This is a genomic window from Rhizobium alarense, from assembly GCF_021555155.1.
GTDB classification, from domain to species: domain Bacteria; phylum Pseudomonadota; class Alphaproteobacteria; order Rhizobiales; family Rhizobiaceae; genus Rhizobium_D; species Rhizobium_D alarense.
In genome coordinates this window covers 4,513-20,630 of sequence record NZ_JAKGBU010000059.1, presented here as the reverse complement: position 1 = coordinate 20,630, position 16,118 = coordinate 4,513, and the positions used below count along the sequence as shown (strand labels likewise).

Here is a 16,118-nt window from a genome sequence, read left to right as displayed (position 1 = left end):
TGCGTGCGTATAGTGTTGGTTGGAGCCGTTGAGTCCACGCGCGTTGCGTTCCGCACGCTCTTGTCGATCGGCGCGCCGCCGGTTGCTCTCGTCACGCTTCCTCTGGAGGCGCTCGGCCGGCACTCGGATGCCGTCGATCTGTCGCAACTGGCCGGTCAGTCGGCCATCGGGCCCATCTTCGCCACGGACGTCAATGCTCCGGAAACGCTGGAAAGACTGCGTGCCGCGGCACCCGATCTCATTCTCGTCGTCGGTTGGTCGCAGATTTGCCGGGCGGAGTTTCGATCGGTTGCGCGGCTCGGCTGTATCGGTTTCCATCCATCGGCCCTGCCGCGGCTGCGTGGCCGGGCAGTGATCCCCTGGACAATCCTCACCCGGCAGGAAACCGCCGGATCGACATTCTTCTGGCTCGACGACGGCGTGGATACGGGTGACATCATTGCCCAATGCGTCTTTCCCCTGGACGAGCAGGAAACCGCCCGGACGCTGTACGACAAACATCTGAAGTCGATCGCCGACCTGCTGCCGGAGGTTCTTTCCCAATTGACGCAGCAAAACCCCCGGCGCATCGCCCAGGACGACAGCAAGGCATCCTATTGCGCGCGTCGCGGACCCGAGGACGGCATGATCGACTGGCACGCCAGTGCCGACGACGTTCTGCGCCTGATCCGCGCCGTCGGCGATCCCTATCCGGGCGCCTTTACGCGTTATCACCAAAGCCATATCCGCCTCGACGAGGCCCGGCTCTACGATGGCGGTACGCGGTTCATCGGCCTTCCGGGGCAGATACAAACCTACGCGCCCGGGGGACCTGTGGTGCTCTGCGGCGACGATCGTTGCGTTCAGATTTCCAGGTGGGACTGCGATGGCGCGCAAAAGCCGCCAAAACATGCCGTGTTGGGGAGGAGTTGATGGATTCATTGGCGCAGAGCTTCGGTCGCACGGTCGTCATTGCTCCTCACCCGGACGACGAGGTACTGGGAGCGGGCGGGACCATCGCCCGCCTTGCCGCCGGGGGCGGCGACGTCCAGGTGGTGGTGGTCACCGAGGGAAAACCTCCCGCCTACGGGCCCGATATGGTCGCCCGGATCCAGAACGAAGCCAGGGAGGCGCATGCCCTCCTCGGTGTGAGCAATACGCATTGGCTCGGCCTGCCGGCCGCGGCGCTTGCCGAAACCGCCCATGCCACCCTCAACGCCGCCCTTTTCCGGATCTTCGAAGAACTTCGCCCCAAGACCGTGCTGGTGCCCTTCGTCGGCGATATTCACGTCGATCACCAGCTCATCTTCCTGTCGTCGCTGGTGGCCTCACGCCCACATCAGCACGGGTTTCCGGAACGCATTCTTGCCTACGAGACATTGTCGGAGACGAACTGGAACGCGCCTTATCTGGCGCCGAATTTCGTGCCCAACGTGTTCATCGACATTTCGCAGACGTTGGGCACCAAGGCGGAGGCGATGCGCTGCTTCCGGTCCCAACTGCGCGATCCCCCGCATGAACGCTCGATCGCCACGATCGAGGCCCTGGCGACGGTGCGCGGCGCCACGGTCCTGACACCGGCGGCGGAAGCGTTCGTGCTTGTGCGATACGTTACATGAAGCAGCGCACGCAGTTGTCCTCAATGGGATCAACGTCGAGCAATAGTGGACGAAATCCGGGAGAGCCAGCATGACGCAGTGGCCGGTATATGACGAAGAGCAGATTGCAGATGTCGTCGCAGTCTTGCGATCGGGAAAGGTCAACGCCTGGACGGGTCCGCATGTCCGGGAGTTCGAGGAAGCCTATGCGCGCCATCTCGCCAATCGCTTCGCCATCGCGCTGGCCAACGGCACCGTGGCTCTGGATCTCGCTCTCTATGCGCTGGACCTCCAGCCGGGCGACGAGGTGATCGTAACGCCGCGAAGCTTCGTTGCGTCGGCCGCCTGCGTTCCGTTCTCGGGTGGGATTCCCGTCTTTGCGGAAGTGGACCCGGACAGCCAGGTCATGACGGCGGAGACCATCGAGGCGAGGATCACGCCACGAACCAAGGGGGTGATCGTCGTCCACCTCGCCGGATGGCCCTGCGACATGCCGCGCATCATGGAGATGGCGAAGCGTCGTGGTCTCTGGGTGATCGAGGACTGCGCCCAGGCGCACGGCGCCCGCATCGATGGAAAGCCGGTCGGCAGCTTCGGCGACATCGCGGCCTTCTCCTTCTGCCAGGACAAGATCATCACGACGGGCGGAGAGGGTGGCCTCGTGTCGATGAACGACGAGGCGCTCTGGATGCGCGCCTGGAGCCGGAAAGACCACGGGAAGTCGTTCGATACGGTCTTCAACAGACCACGTCCGCCGGGCTTCCGCTGGCTGCATGAATCCATCGGAACGAACTGGCGGATGACCTCGATACAGGCGGTGCTCGGCTTGCGGCAGCTCGAGCGACTGGAGGCATGGCACTCCGTCCGAACGCGCAATGCAGCCGCCCTCAGGAGCGAGATCGACGGCGTCGATGCCCTCCGGTGCCCGTGGCCGCCTTCCGGGTTGACGCATGCGTTCTATCGCTTCTACGCATTCATTCGCCCCGAGAAGCTGCGTCCGGGCTACGATCGCGACCGCATCGTCGCGGAGGCGAATGCCGCCGGTGTGCCGTGTTTTTCGGGAAGCTGCTCGGAAATCTACCTGGAGAAATGTTTCGTGGACCGCGGTCTGGGGCCGTCCCAGCGCTTGCCGGTGGCGCGAGCGCTTGGCGAAACCAGCATTGCCCTGCTCGTCGATCCGACGATTTCGGCGGAAACGGCGCACAGGAGCGGCAGGGTGCTTCGCGAGATCGTCTCAGCCGCAGCGTTGACGACCGAAAAAGCGGTGTCTGCGGGGGCATGACAATGCGCAAGCCAGTCTTCCGCCGGTTCAGCGAACTGACGCCCCGCGACGTCAATGTCGAATTGCAGGTCCACACGAGCTGGACCGACGGCAAGGCGACATCGCGCGAAGTGCTGGAGACGGCGCGCGCGCGCGGCGTCGGTGCGCTGGCTTTCACCGAACATGTGCGCGAAGACACCGACTGGTACCCGGATTTCTTTCGGGAGATCGACGCCAACCGCAAGCAGTTTTCCGACATGGCGGTCTATATCGGTGTCGAAACGAAGGCGATGGACGAGCAAGGTCGGCTCGATCTCTCCGAGAGCGTGCTTGCTGCGGCCGAGATCGTGCTCGGCAGCGTTCACCGCTTCCCTGACGATCGGGGCGGCTATCTCGATTTCAAGACGCTGTCGGCCGAGGAAACAGCCGAAATCGAGTTTCGCCTGTCAATGGGAATGATACGCAACGCACCGATCGACGTTCTCGCGCATCCCGGCGGAATGTACCAGCGCCGCCACGGTGAATTTCCGGAACGTTACTTCCGTGAGATGATGATCGCAACGCTCGAGCGCCCGGTCGCGATCGAGATCAACTCTTCCTATCTCGTGAATATGGCGCGGTTCATCGATCTGTGCCGGGAAATCGATCCAATCGTGTCGATCGGCTCGGATGCCCACAGGCTCGACGAGATCGGAACTTGCAGGGACTTGCTTCTGGACATGGGGATAGGCACGCCGTGAAGGTACTCGTAACAGGCGCTGGCGCCCTGCTGGGGCAAGGCATCATCCGCGCGCTCAGGCGTTCGACACTCAATGCGACAATCGTTGCGGCTGACCCGAGCCCGTTGTCGGCCGGCCTCTACTGGGCCGATCGCGCCCATTTGCTGCCGATGGCGCGGGACGGACGCTACCTTGATCGCCTGCGTGACCTGATCGCCGTCGAGCGACCCGATGTCGTCATTCCGGGAACCGACGTGGAGCTCAAGACACTTGCGGTCAACCGCGCCGCGATCGAGAAAGACCTCGAAACTCACGTCATCATCAGCGCACCGGATGTCATCGACGTCGCCGACGACAAGTGGTTGACCGCGACGTTTCTCGGGCAGAAAGGGCTCGATCCGGTGCCGTCCTGCCTTCCGGGCGACGAAGAGCGTCTGATCGACGAGGTCGGCTTTCCCTTGATCGTCAAGCCGCGTGTCGGCGCCCGGTCGATCGGCTTCCGCAAGATCCACGACCTGAAGACGCTCCGCGAGGCGATCGACGACGATCCCGGCGTCGTGATCCAGAAGTGCATCGGATCGGACGACACGGAATACACCGCGGGAACGCTGACCTTCGACGGCGTCTGCCGGGCCTCGATCGTCATGCGTCGCGACCTTCGCGATGGCAACACCTACCGGGCCTTCACCCAGCCCTACGGGGTGCTGAACCGTTTCGTCGAGAAGGCCGCCGTGGCGCTCGGGGCTTATGGGCCGGCGAACTTCCAGTTCCGCCTCGACGCCGGCGTGCCGCGCATATTCGAGATCAACGGCCGGTTCTCCGGGACGACGGCCATTCGCCTTCATGCCGGCTTCAACGAGGTCGAGATGTGCCTGCGGCACGTGGTGTTCGGCGAGCCGGTCGTCCAGCCTGAACTCGAGCCGGTGACGATCCTGCGCCACTGGTCGGAGACCGTGGTGCGGGACGACAATATCATTGCGGGCTGATCCGCCAAGCAAGGGACGGTGGAAAGAGATGCGCCTGGCAGTCACAGGGGCAACGGGCTTCGTCGGGAAGCGGTTCGTGCAGCACGCGCTCGAGGTGGGTGCCGAGATCGTCGCGCTCGTTCGCAATCCGGCTGTCTGCACACTGCCGCGCCATCCTTTGCTCGTGGTGGAGGGCTGGCGCCTGGGCGAGCCGCTGCCGGCGACGGGGCGGGTCGACGCCGTATGTCACTTTGCCGCGTATATTCCCGCGAATTTCGACGATCCGGGCGAAGCACGCGCCTGCTTCGAGACCAATACCCTCAGCGTCCTCGGTCTGGTCGCCGATAGCGCTGCGCAGGGCGCCGGACACTTCGTCTATCTTAGTTCCGGACAAATCTATCGGCCGGGCGGGCCTGCGGCCGACGAGTTGGCGGCGACCTATCCGGTGGAGCGCGCCACCTATTACCTGACCAGCAAGCTTGCCGGCGAGCTCTGCGTCCAGGCAGCGGCGCGCCGCTGCGGCCTGCAGGCAACGGTGCTTCGGGTCGCATCCGTCTACGGCCCCGGCATGCATGGGGGCGGCATGATTGCGACCTTCTTGCAAAGGCTCTCGTCGGGGCAGCCGGTTGAGGTGCGCGATGGCGGCCGGTACGGCGTGGACCTCGTCTACGTCGACGACGTGGTCGGTCTCGCGTATCGCGCCGTGGAGCATGGAAAGTCCGGTATTTTCAACGTCGGTGGCGGCAGGATCTGCCGCGCCTTCGACGTTGCACATACGATCGCGGCGGCCGTTGACGCGGCGCCGGCGCTGATTGCTGTTACCGGAGAAGCCCACCCTTCCGGTTTCTCGGCGCTGGACATATCTCGCGCTGAACGGGAGTTGGGCTACAGGCCGATGGATCTGGAAGCCGGGTTGCGGCACTGGAAGAGTGTCGATCAGCTCACGAATTTCAGCAGATAGTCGGCGAGGCGGTGGGCGAGGGCCACGATGGTGAAGGTCGGCGTGTCGTTTCCGGCGGTCGGGAACACGGAACTGCCCGCCACGAAGAGGTTGTGTATGCCGTGGACGCGGCAGTTTGGATCGACCACGCCCTTCTTCTCGTCGGCGTGCATGCGTGTCGTTCCCATATGGTGCCACGTCCACATGGGGCGGTCGAGTTGCGCCCATTCGTCCGGATGGACGTCGAGCCTGCCGAGCCCGGCACGGGCAAATCCCTGCTGCAGCAAACCAACTGTCTTTTTGAGACTTTCGATTGTCGAAGACGATAGCCGCCAGGTGAGCGCTGCCTGGGGGCGATTGTAGCGGTCGGTCTGGGTCGACAGGTAGACGGCGCTGTCCGCAAGCGGTTCGGGCTCCAGGATATGCTGCAGCTGGAAGCTGGTAATGAGCTGCTTGGGACGCAGGATGTGCATGCTCTTGGTCCAGTTGATCTCGCGCATCCACCTGGCCCCGCCGGCCACCTGGTGGCCGAGAAGCGACTGATCACGGAAGTGGAGAAGGGACTGGCGCAGTCGTTCGAGCGTATTCTGATCCTGTCCATAATAGCAGGGCACGATCCAGGCGCGATGATTGAGCAACCGCTCGCGTGCCTGGGCCTCGAAGGGGAGCACCAGGCCGCTGACGCGATAGCTTTTCTGCTTGTTCATGCACAGTTTGCGCGTGAGGCGTTGCCAACGCGCGACGCGAATTCTGTCGAAGCCGGCAAGAACGTTGCGGAACTGGCGCGTTGCGGGCGTGACGGTGCCGATCGTGAAGCGGGGGTGGTCCATGAAATATCGTCCGACAAGCCCCTCGCCACGGTTGGCGATGCGGTTGCTGATCAACAGCAGGCGGGCATTCTCGATGCCGCCGGCCGCCAGGACATAGACCTTGGCGCGAAGGCGGAACTGGTTTCCGCCCTCGTCGGCGCAGAGCGCGGACGCCACCGTGATACGGTTTTCGTCATATTCCAGATGGAGCATGGTCACATTGATCGCCAATGTCACCGACTGGGACCGCAGCAGTTCGTTCTTCAGGTGCGCGCCGGTCCGGTAGTGCTTGCAAAGCTCGACTGCATCGCAAAACAGCAGGTCGGACTGGCCGGAGAACAGGGCGGAACGACCCGCCAAGACGTCGAGATCGCCTACGCCGAGGGTGGCGCTCGCACGCTCGTAATACGGCCTCAGATGGTTGAGGTCGAAGGGCCAACCGCTGTTTTCCACCCATGGCCGCTCTTCGAAGTCCGGTGGATCGAGCGGCTTGCACAGGCCGCCCCAGCCGAATCTCTGGGTGCTTCCGCCGACTCCGCGCAGCCGGCTGGTCGAGAGCGCGGCATAGGGCAATCCGGTTGTCTCTGCGGGTCGATGGTCATAGGTCGAGGGGCTGCCGCCGTTCCCGCCGCTTTCAAGGACGCAGACGCTCAGTTTGCTGGCAGCAAGCTGCGAGGCAAGGGTAAGGCCGCTCGGTCCGGCTCCGATGACGCAAATATCGAATAACTTTTCGGCGGGCATGACGCTTCCGACGATTGCAGTCATTGCGTCAGTCTCCTGGTTGGCATTCAGGCAGGCGCTCTTCCGCAGGAGCCGAGATCTCTGCCGCTGCCTGAAAAGCACTCGATTGCACAATAAATCATATTCTGATGAAATCACCAGAGGACAGGGCGAAGAGATATAAGAAAGTACACGTGTATGTCATATAAGTGTATCTGTTCATAGTCTGCCGACCCGGGCGGCGATGTGGCGATATCTTCTGTCGACATTTGGTTAGGTGATTCCTCCATCAGTATTTTCCGCACGATCAAGGCTGCGAAGATGCCGGTCTGATTTCTGTGAAGCCGGGCTTGGGTCTGATTTGTCAATTGATCGATTTCAAATCGGGGTGTGATGAAATGGTAAAAAGCGGCCGGTGAGTATAGTTTTCGATTGCCAAGCGGGGCGAAGTCTCTAGCATCTGTCGGAGATTTTGCCGGTTATTTTCGGGGGTGTTGTACGGCGATGCGATTGGTAATGGTCGGCTCGGGTTATGTGGGTTTGGTGTCGGGTGCGTGTTTCGCTGATTTTGGTCATTACGTGATCTGTGTCGACAAGGTTCCGGAGAAGATCGAGGCGCTGAGCAACGCCCGTATTCCGATCTTCGAGCCTGGCCTTGCCGATCTGGTGAAGAACAATCTCAATGCCGGGCGATTGCACTTTTCGCTTGATCTTGCCGGTGCGGTGAAGGATGCCGACGCCGTTTTCGTCGCGGTCGGTACCCCCGCGCGACGTGGTGACGGCCACGCGGACCTCGGCTATGTTTATGCGGCCGTCGAGGAAGTGGCCAAAGCGTCGACGGGTTATACGGTGATCGTCACCAAGTCGACGGTGCCGGTTGGTACCGGCGACGAGGTCGAACGAATCGTCCGAAGCGTCAATCCGGATGCCGACATTGACGTTGTGTCCAATCCGGAATTCCTGCGCGAAGGCGCTGCCATCGCCGATTTCAAACGCCCGGACCGGATTGTCATCGGGACCGAGAGCGACCGGGCGTCGGAGGTCATGCGCGAGATCTACCGGCCGCTCTACCTCAACGAGGCGCCGTTCTTGCGCTGCGACCGGCGCACTTCGGAACTGATCAAGTATGCGAGCAACGCCTTCCTCGCCATGAAAATCAGCTTCATCAACGAAATGGCCGACCTTTGCGAAAAGGTTGGCGCTGACGTGCAGAAGGTGGCCAAGGGCATCGGCCTCGACAAGCGCATCGGCGACAAGTTTCTTCACGCCGGACCGGGCTACGGCGGCTCATGCTTCCCCAAGGACACGCTGGCGCTGGTCAAGACGGCGCAGGACCACGAGACGTCGCTGAGTCTGATCGAGGCAACCGTCACGTTCAACGACAAACGCAAACGTGCCATGGCGAGAAAGGTGATCGCCGCCTGCGACGGAAACGTTCGCGGTAAGAAGGTCGCGGTGCTTGGCCTGACGTTCAAGCCGAACACGGACGATATGCGAGAGGCTCCATCGATATCGATCATTCAGGCGCTGCAGGACAATGGCGCCGATGTGTTTGCCTTTGATCCGGAAGGCATGGAAGCCGCCCGCAGCCACGTCGAGGGCGTGACCTACGGAAAAGGGGTCTATGACATCGCCACCGACGCGCACGCATTGGTCATCGTCACCGAATGGGACGTCTTCCGAGCACTCGATTTCGGCCGCCTCAAGCAAATCATGGCGTCGCCGGTGATCGTCGACCTGCGCAACGTCTACAATGAGCCGGAGGTGTCGCGCTTCGGCTTCCGGTATGTTGGCATCGGCCGCTGAAGCGGCCTCGACAACCCTGGAGAGGCGGCTTGGGGGCCGGGGCGACCGGGCAACTCCCCGCGGAAGGTTGCTTGCCGGTCAGTTCGGATAGGCGCTACCGGTGAGACGCTGCTGTGCCAGCCAGTCCATGAAGCGGTCGAAATTCGTCTGTCCGTTCTCGTCGGAACCTTCCCAGGCGTCGGCTTGGCCGACTGTGGCGCCAATGTCGGCCTCGACGGCGTCCGCCATTCCATCGCCATCGATGTCGGCATAGGGCGTGCCGCCTGACATTGCCGGGAGGAGCCCTGGCTCCTTGACCATCCGACCCTTGCCCTTGCGGCCGATCTCGCCGACTTCCGCGATCAACCGCCCGTCAACGTCGTCCCTCGGGAAAGCGCCGGCCGTCAGTCGTATGTCGTCATAGGCCGCCTCGGCCGTCACGATCCGCTCGACCGACAGGGGGCAGGGCGGCTTGTCGACAAGCACGGTCCCGGCATCCGGAGCGACGAGAATGACCTGCTTTTCGCCCGGCGCCCAGACTTCGTTGCCGTCCGCGTAGATTTTCGGGTTGGCGACCGAGTGCGTCTTGTTCCAGTTGATGGCATAGCTTCGCTCGTTGGTGCTCGGGCCGCCCTTGAAATAGTTCCCGACGATAGAGATCGGTGTGCCGCCCGGATACTGGGAGAAGACCTCCGACCATTCGGAGCGCGCATTGTAGAACAGGTTGTTGACGATATCGATGCAGGAGCCGCCGTGGTGGTTGTCGTCCGGGTTCCGGTCACGGTTGGAGATGCATGCGTTCTTCCAGAAGGTTATGTTCTGCGGCGTGTCCGGGTCCGAGCCGAGCAGCGCGCACTTGCTGTGTTTGTTCTGCCCTTCGCCGAAGATCGAGTAGGCGATCGTCACATTCGTCGAGTTTGCATGCGTGTTGACGTTTTCGTCGGTAGCCCATGATCCCGAGACGTGATCGACATAGACGCGTTCGCTGTCCTCGATCGTGAAAGCGTCGATGTTCTTGACGGTATTGGGCAGGCGTGGCCGGGACCTGATATGCCTGACGATGACGTCGGTCGTTTTCTTGACGATGAAGGGCGTATGCAGCTTCGCGCTGTTGGGTGTCTCGATCGTCAGCGTGATGCCGGATCCCGGGGCGGTCTGGCCGAGGACCGAAAGCATACCGTTTTCGTTGCCGATCATCAGGGAGGAGGCAAGCCTGATGACGCCGCTGACGCGAAACACGCAGTTTCGCGGCCCCGTGTCTTCGACGCAGGCCCTCAGACTGCCCGAACCGCGATCCTCCAGATTGTCGACGTAAAGGATGCGGCCGTACCTGCCGCCTTGGCTGTACTTGCCATGGCCCTGCGCGCCAGGGAAGGCCAGGGGAGACGCGTCGCCGGGATCATAGCTGTGGGACGTGACGGGCAGGCCGATCAGAATACAGAGGCACAGGAATGCAACGCCAGCGTGGTTAACTTTTGCCATAGCCGTTCAAAGCTCGAATGCCGGTTCGTAAAGAAGACGTCAAGAGCCGCCTGCTTCAGTATAGCACCGATCCGGGATAATCTTAGACGAAACGTCCGACGACGCAACAACGGAATTTTTCACGGACACAAGCTGGTGAGCGGCTGCGCCAAATTGAAACAATTCAATTCTTCCAGCGGAGGGCGACCTGCCAAACGTTGACAGAGCATCCTCCTACGCTTCATGATCCAATTCTTGGAAATGGGGCTGCTGTCGATTTCGGGTGACGTCTTCGGCGCAGTATTGATGTTGTTGGGCTGAGTAAGAAGATATGTACATTTCCCGTTTCTCTCCGGCGCAGAGTCAAAGGCAAGTATCGTGACCGCCAAGCCAACGCGTGTTGTATTTCCGTTTGTCGGAGATGAGGTGGGTGGAAGTCATATTTCGGCAATGAAGTTGATTGCCGGTCTGGACAAGACGATTTTCGAGCCTGTCGTGGTTCTTCATACGGCGAACGGCCCATTGGCGAAATATTTTGACGATCTTTCGCTGCCCTACGTTGTGGCGCCTCCAACCAGCGTACTGTCGCCCATACATCGTAAGCCATTGTTTACCGTTATCGGCAAGGGGCTCCGCTATCTCGGTGATATCCGGGCCATGGTCCGCTTTCTGAAGCACCTTGAAGCGGAGATCGTGCACACCAATGATGGCCAGATGCATGTGACGTGGGCGCCGCCCGCCCGCCTTGCCGGCGCCAAGCTGTTGTGGCACCACCGGGGCGATCCGACGGCGAAAGGCGTCAACTGGCTCGCGCCGCTCCTCGCGAATCACATCGTCACCGTGTCGAACTTTGCCAAGCCGGCCCGGCCGGTCTGTTCCGTTGCCGGACGCCTGACCGTTCTTCACAGCCCGTTCGATCATCCCGACGTCCTGCCGGACCGGGATACCTGTCGGCAAGCGCTCGTTCGGGAGCTCGGACTGCGGGACGACGCGCGCTTCGTCGGCTACTTCGGCGCATTGATCGAGCGAAAGAGACCGCTGGACTTCGTCGCCAGCATCGCCGCGTTCAACCAGCGCCATCCCGACGTCCCGCTGCACGGGCTCCTCTTCGGGATTCCCGAAAAGGGCGGGCCGCCGCTCGACCGGGAAGTCGGGCGGACGGCGGCGGGACTCGGTGTCGCGGACCGCATCCACCTGATGGGTTTCCGCTCGCCCGTCGCCCCCTACATGCGTGCGGTCGACGCGCTGCTCGTGCCGGCGCTCAACGAGCCTTTCGGACGGACCCTCATCGAGGCAATGCTTCTCGGCACCCCGGTGATCGCGACCGATCACGGCGGCAACCGCGAGGCCATCGCGGATCGCAGGAACGGCTTTCTCGTGCCGGCAATGCGCCCCGAATGTTTCGTTGATCCTCTGTCGCGGATCCTGACGGACCGGACCGAATGGCAGCGGATCAGCGAAGAAGCCGAGCGGCAAGCGCGCAGCAAATACGGCGTCGCCGAACATATTGCGGGTATCACCCGCATCTATCGTGAGATGGCTGGACCGGCGATCCCGTCATCCTAGTGTCCTGGTGGCCAGCGCGGAGCAAGACCATGCAGCTCGAAGACATCCGTTTCCTGATCGTCGGCGCGACGAAGAGCGCAACGACCTGGTTGCAGCAGTCCCTGCAAAGGCATCCCGCCGTCTATATGCCGGACCCCGAACTGCACTATTTCAGTCGCTACTATGATCGAGGCGCGTCCTGGTACCTGTCGCAGTTCGAGCCAGGGGACCATAGGAGGCGGCTGATCGGCGAGAAATCCAATTCCTACATGGACACGCCGGACGCCGCGGGGCGCATCCGGCGCGACCTGCCGCAAGTCCAGTTGATCGCGCAGCTGCGCAACCCCATCGAGCGCGCCTATTCAGACTATTGCATGCTCTACCGGCGAGGAGAGGTGGGCAGGGATATCGAGCAGTATCTCGACCCGCGCGTCGCCGACGGCGGGCGGTTCTTGAACGGCGGCCTCTACTATCGCCAACTGTGCGGCTTCCTCGAGGTCTTCCCCGCAGACCGTTTCCTCATCCTCCTGTTCGAGGACATTCGCACCCAGCCGCAGCGTCAGCTGGACATGGTGGGTGCGTTTCTGAAGCTCGAGGGTGATCTCGCCATTCCACCGGCCGAAGAAAAGGTGAAGGACAAGACGCAGGCGGTCATCGGTCCGCATCTCCGCCGCATCCTGTCGCCGCTCAAGCCATTGGTGAAACCCATCCGGCAAACAGGTGCTTTCGCGGCGGTGCGGTCGCTCGTGGCGAAGGAGCTGAACTATCCGGCCCTCAAGCCCGATCTCCGGTCACGCCTCATCGAATATTATGCCGGCGAGGTCGAGCAGCTCGGCAAATCGACGGGGCGGGACTTTTCGCCTTGGCTCGAGGCCCGCTGAGGCGGCGACGGCCGACGTGACCGGGTCTGCGGTGAGCATGTGCTCCGGCGTCAACGGTGGTCTGCAGTCGGGCGCAGAAGTTGCATCTTTGTATGTGCTTTCTCTAATGGACACCATCCGTCCGCCGTTCTATCCTCGGCGCTCAGGCGTCCTGATGGACGGCGCCGTCTTCTTCCCGTTGTTTCGTCGGATGGATTCAATGAGATTGCCGGTCACCGCTCTTCTCGCCGCCGTGGGGTTCATTCTTCCCTGCCTCCCGGCTCATGCCGAACCGAGCTTCGATTGTCGCAAGGCGGCGAGCGCGACGGAACTCGCGATCTGTGCAGATCCGGAGCTTGCCGCGCTTGATGCGGAAATGGCATTCCTCTATTCGCGGAACCGCGCTTCGGCGACGGCCGACCACGCTGAAGCCCTTGTTGCAAGCCAACGGGCCTGGCTGAAACAGAGGACCGCCTGCCGAAGCGACGCCGTCTGCATCGCTGACCGCATGCGCAAACGTATCCTCGTGCTTAGCGGCGTCGACGCCGTGGCGGAGAGTCCGGTCCGCATCGACCCTAGCTTCGACTGTCGCAAAGCATCCGACCCGGTAGAGCATGCGATCTGCTCGGACCCGGCGCTCGCCGCCCTCGATCGGGAGATGGCAGCCCTCTACACCGCGCGCAATGTCGGATCGGCCGGTGCTCTGGTGGCGGAGCAGCGCGCCTGGCTCAGGCAAAGAACCGCCTGTGGTGGCGATGCCTCTTGCCTTGCTACCCTGATGCGTCAAAGAATTGCTGCTCTTCGCGGACCGGCGGGGACGATAGCCGCCGTCCGCTCCTGCCCGGAGGCTCTGGCGCAAGCGCGGGCGCTGGCAGGGAGCCTGCAGGTCGTGATCGGAAAACCGGAGACGCTGACGCCCGCCACTGCCTTTCGGGTTGCCTATGAGCTGCCGGCCAGTGCCGTTGCACCGCTTCCGCTTTATCTCGTCGCCGATTTTCCGGAGGCGACGCGCTTCCGCGGCATGGGATTCCTGCCGCTGACGGCGGGCGCGCGCGGCCCCTTCGGCCTCGGGCACGCGGAGGGCCGGACGCGTGCGATCGTACCGCTCCATACCAGCCGGTCGTTGCAGGGCGGCATCATCACCGCCTTCCTGTTGGCCGCTGGCCAGCAGGACGTCGGCGTAAGTCTCGTGACGGGCGGGGAATGCGGCGAGCAGGTCCTGCGCAGCCAGAGATCGCCGATACTCAAAGTCGAGCTCGGTGTTCCGGAAATCGTCGTCCAGGACACCTTTGCCGCCGGCGATCCGATCCGGACGGTGACGGACAGCCGCGGCCACCGCGAGTTGCGGGTCTATGACGATCGCTACGAGGTGTACGAGCGGGCGACGGGCGCGTTGCTGCTCGCGCGCAGCGGCAGGGAGCCGTGTTTTTCCCCCGGTGGCCGCTTCCTCGGTGCCATCCGCCATACCGACAACCGCATTGAGGTCATCGATCTCGCGCTCGGCTCCGTCGTTCAGGAATTCCGCCCCGGCGTGCTCGCCTGGGCGCGAAACGACAGTTTTATGGTGCATGGCGCGACGAGGCGGCAGCTCGAGAACACTGTCGTTTCCAGCCTCAATCCGGATGTCGTCAGTGTCAACAGCATGTCGAACGCCGGGGCGGGATGGCTTGATGTCGAGGTCGTACTCGACATCGACCGCATGTTTGTCGCGCACACTGATGAGTCGATCGCAAACCACGAGGGCGGTGCACGTTTGTGGGACATGCTCTCCGGCGCTTCGATGGAGTTCAGTGAGATACCTCCGGAAGGCGCTGTCGGTGATCCCGCCTATTCCGTGCCGCCGAAACGGCAGAGATTTTCGTTGCGACAGCTTGTGCGGCAGCAGCATGGAGTCAACATTCCGATGGATGGGGTCCTGTGGCGGTTGGGAGAGCCGGTAGCGGTAAGCCATGTCGACGAGCTCTTCCGCTACGATCTGAAGTGGAACGAGCCGCAGGGCTACGTCATGCTCGCGGACAAGGCCACACCGGCGGCCGGGACGCTCTCCGGGCCTGGAACCGGCGACTGCGCGTTGGAGGACGCGCGGCGCGGCCTCGCACGCACGAAGTTGCCGGTTCTCTGCGCCGCGGCCGTTGTCGGTCGTGGGCTTGGGCGGCTGCCGGCCACGGTCGAGCCTGTCGGCGAGGAGACCGTCTTCGAGCGTATAGCATCTGTCGTTGGCGCGCTCGATCCCGCAATCTCGATCGTGCATCGGAGCTATGGCTCGGCATGGGATGCCGGCCCGCAGAGGAAGCGGCGGATCGATGATCTCGTCGCCGCCGCTTCGTCGATCACACCCGCCTTCAGCGCCGGCATCAAGCCGCTGCCGCAGGAGATGCGAATGGTCACCTGCCACACGGCGCCGGAGGAACTCGATCCGGCCTATATCGAGCAGTCCTGGCAGTGGCGGGAGGAGGGCAGGGATATGCTGCTTCTATTCGTCAACTGCTATGCCGGCAGTTCGAGAATCAGTTTCGCCAGCCTTCTTCTTGTGACGGCGGACGGCGTACGGGCAATCGACCGGCAACTCGTCGCGGACGGTGCCAGCGAGGATACGAGCCCGTTCGGCTGGAGCGAGGCGGACGACAGCGAGATCCGCGTCTTTCCGGTCGGCAGCGACCGCATACTGGTATCGGCAAGCTATTCGGGATACGCGGCGCTCATCGATCCGGGAAGCGGCGAGCGAGTCGGCAAGCTTTTTCCCCTGGCTGACGCGACCCTTATCCGCGCCATGCGGCTTACGGCCGACGGACGTCATCTCGTGCAACTCAACCGCAACGGTCGCTTTGCGATCTTCCGTGCCGACAGCGGCGAGCAGCGCCTGGCAGGTGCCCATGTCGACGACGAAATCGTCGTCATGCTGCCCGACGGTCGTTTCGACACCACCTATGAGGGAGCACATGCGCTGAATATCCGCTTTGCCGGGCTTTCCGCCTTGCAGACCGTGCATCAGTTCGCGGCGGCGCTCCACCGGCCGGGGCTCGCCCATGCCGTCATGGAGGGAGATGCGGTCGCCGACCGTCCGGGGACGCTCGGCACGCCGCCGCTCGTTTTCTTCACCGTCTCGGCCTCGGAGGGCGGCCGTCGGAGCATTGTCGTAGACGCCACCGACGAGGAGGCATTGGCCTCACTCAGGCTTTTCGTCGACGGGCGGCTCGTCGACGAACGCGCGGTCAGCGGTGCCGACGCGAAGGTCGTCTTCGACATCAAGGATCCAGGCGGCGGGCGGTGGGTGACAGCCGTTGCCGTCGACGACGGCGGCCTCGTCAGCACGCCGAAGGCCATTCTCCTGCCGCCGCCCGTCGCGATACGCGGCAGCCTGCGCGCCGTTATCGTCGGCATCGACGCCTATCGGCGGGATCCGGCGATTCCGCCGCTTGCCTTCGCTCAAAGCGACGCCGAGCGCCTGAAGACCAGCCTGACGTCGACGGACGGCA

General features: G+C 62.9%; 12 protein-coding genes and 1 pseudogene. 11 read left to right on the top strand and 2 right to left on the bottom strand.

The features are described from left to right. Nucleotides 1-3 precede the first annotated feature (3 nt). The 6 genes from LXM94_RS17730 to LXM94_RS17705 all read left to right on the top strand — a co-directional run bounded on the left by LXM94_RS17730 (nucleotide 4) and on the right by LXM94_RS17705 (nucleotide 5,483). A complete protein-coding gene (locus LXM94_RS17730; RefSeq protein WP_408015660.1) occupies nucleotides 4-912 on the top strand; it encodes a methionyl-tRNA formyltransferase in 909 nt (302 codons plus the stop codon). Beyond that, entirely contained in the window at nucleotides 912-1,598 is a 687-nt protein-coding gene (locus tag LXM94_RS17725) for a PIG-L deacetylase family protein (RefSeq protein WP_235772802.1), read from the top strand. The genes LXM94_RS17730 and LXM94_RS17725 overlap by 1 nt, the downstream gene beginning before the upstream one ends. Nucleotides 1,599-1,668: 70 nt before the next feature. Continuing rightward, nucleotides 1,669-2,859, top strand: a complete 1,191-nt coding sequence (locus LXM94_RS17720; protein WP_235772801.1) for a DegT/DnrJ/EryC1/StrS family aminotransferase — start codon at nucleotides 1,669-1,671, stop codon at nucleotides 2,857-2,859. Beyond that, nucleotides 2,856-3,578, top strand: coding sequence for a PHP domain-containing protein (locus LXM94_RS17715; protein WP_235772800.1), 723 nt, complete (start codon nucleotides 2,856-2,858; stop codon nucleotides 3,576-3,578). Before LXM94_RS17720 ends, LXM94_RS17715 begins: the two co-directional genes overlap by 4 nt. Continuing rightward, nucleotides 3,575-4,543, top strand: coding sequence for an ATP-grasp domain-containing protein (locus LXM94_RS17710; protein WP_235772799.1), 969 nt, complete (start codon nucleotides 3,575-3,577; stop codon nucleotides 4,541-4,543). The genes LXM94_RS17715 and LXM94_RS17710 overlap by 4 nt, the downstream gene beginning before the upstream one ends. Before the next feature lie 28 nt (nucleotides 4,544-4,571). After that, a complete protein-coding gene (locus LXM94_RS17705; RefSeq protein WP_235772798.1) occupies nucleotides 4,572-5,483 on the top strand; it encodes an NAD-dependent epimerase/dehydratase family protein in 912 nt (303 codons plus the stop codon). Here the strand turns inward: LXM94_RS17705 and LXM94_RS17700 are convergent. Next, nucleotides 5,459-7,036 (bottom strand): GMC oxidoreductase, encoded by a 1,578-nt coding sequence (locus LXM94_RS17700; protein ID WP_235772797.1) that lies wholly within the window; start codon nucleotides 7,034-7,036, stop codon nucleotides 5,459-5,461. The genes LXM94_RS17705 and LXM94_RS17700 overlap by 25 nt on opposite strands. Before the next feature lie 459 nt (nucleotides 7,037-7,495). Here LXM94_RS17700 and LXM94_RS17695 point away from each other — a divergent pair, with 459 nt between their 5' ends. Beyond that, complete coding sequence (locus tag LXM94_RS17695) at nucleotides 7,496-8,797, top strand: UDP-glucose dehydrogenase family protein (protein WP_235772812.1); 1,302 nt, start codon at nucleotides 7,496-7,498, stop codon at nucleotides 8,795-8,797. A 78-nt stretch (nucleotides 8,798-8,875) separates the two neighbouring features. On the opposite strand, the gene LXM94_RS17690 is transcribed toward LXM94_RS17695, so the two are convergent. Next, nucleotides 8,876-10,258, bottom strand: coding sequence for a pectate lyase family protein (locus LXM94_RS17690; protein ID WP_235772796.1), 1,383 nt, complete (start codon nucleotides 10,256-10,258; stop codon nucleotides 8,876-8,878). A 429-nt stretch (nucleotides 10,259-10,687) separates the two neighbouring features. On the opposite strand from LXM94_RS17690, the gene LXM94_RS17685 reads away from it, so the two are divergent. The 4 genes and pseudogenes from LXM94_RS17685 to LXM94_RS26210 form a co-directional block, all read left to right on the top strand. After that, a complete protein-coding gene (locus tag LXM94_RS17685) occupies nucleotides 10,688-11,803 on the top strand; it encodes a glycosyltransferase family 4 protein (RefSeq protein WP_235772795.1) in 1,116 nt (371 codons plus the stop codon). Nucleotides 11,804-11,832: 29 nt separating this feature from the next. Continuing rightward, on the top strand, nucleotides 11,833-12,663 hold the full coding sequence (locus tag LXM94_RS17680; RefSeq protein WP_235772794.1) for a sulfotransferase family protein: 831 nt from the start codon (nucleotides 11,833-11,835) through the stop codon (nucleotides 12,661-12,663). Next, nucleotides 12,593-13,384: pseudogene (locus tag LXM94_RS26300) on the top strand (lysozyme inhibitor LprI family protein); the annotation flags it as partial. The gene LXM94_RS17680 and the pseudogene LXM94_RS26300, both read left to right, overlap by 71 nt. A gap of 147 nt (nucleotides 13,385-13,531) precedes the next feature. After that, on the top strand, nucleotides 13,532-16,118 hold a 2,587-nt coding region (locus LXM94_RS26210; RefSeq protein WP_235772792.1), incomplete at its 3' end, for a hypothetical protein.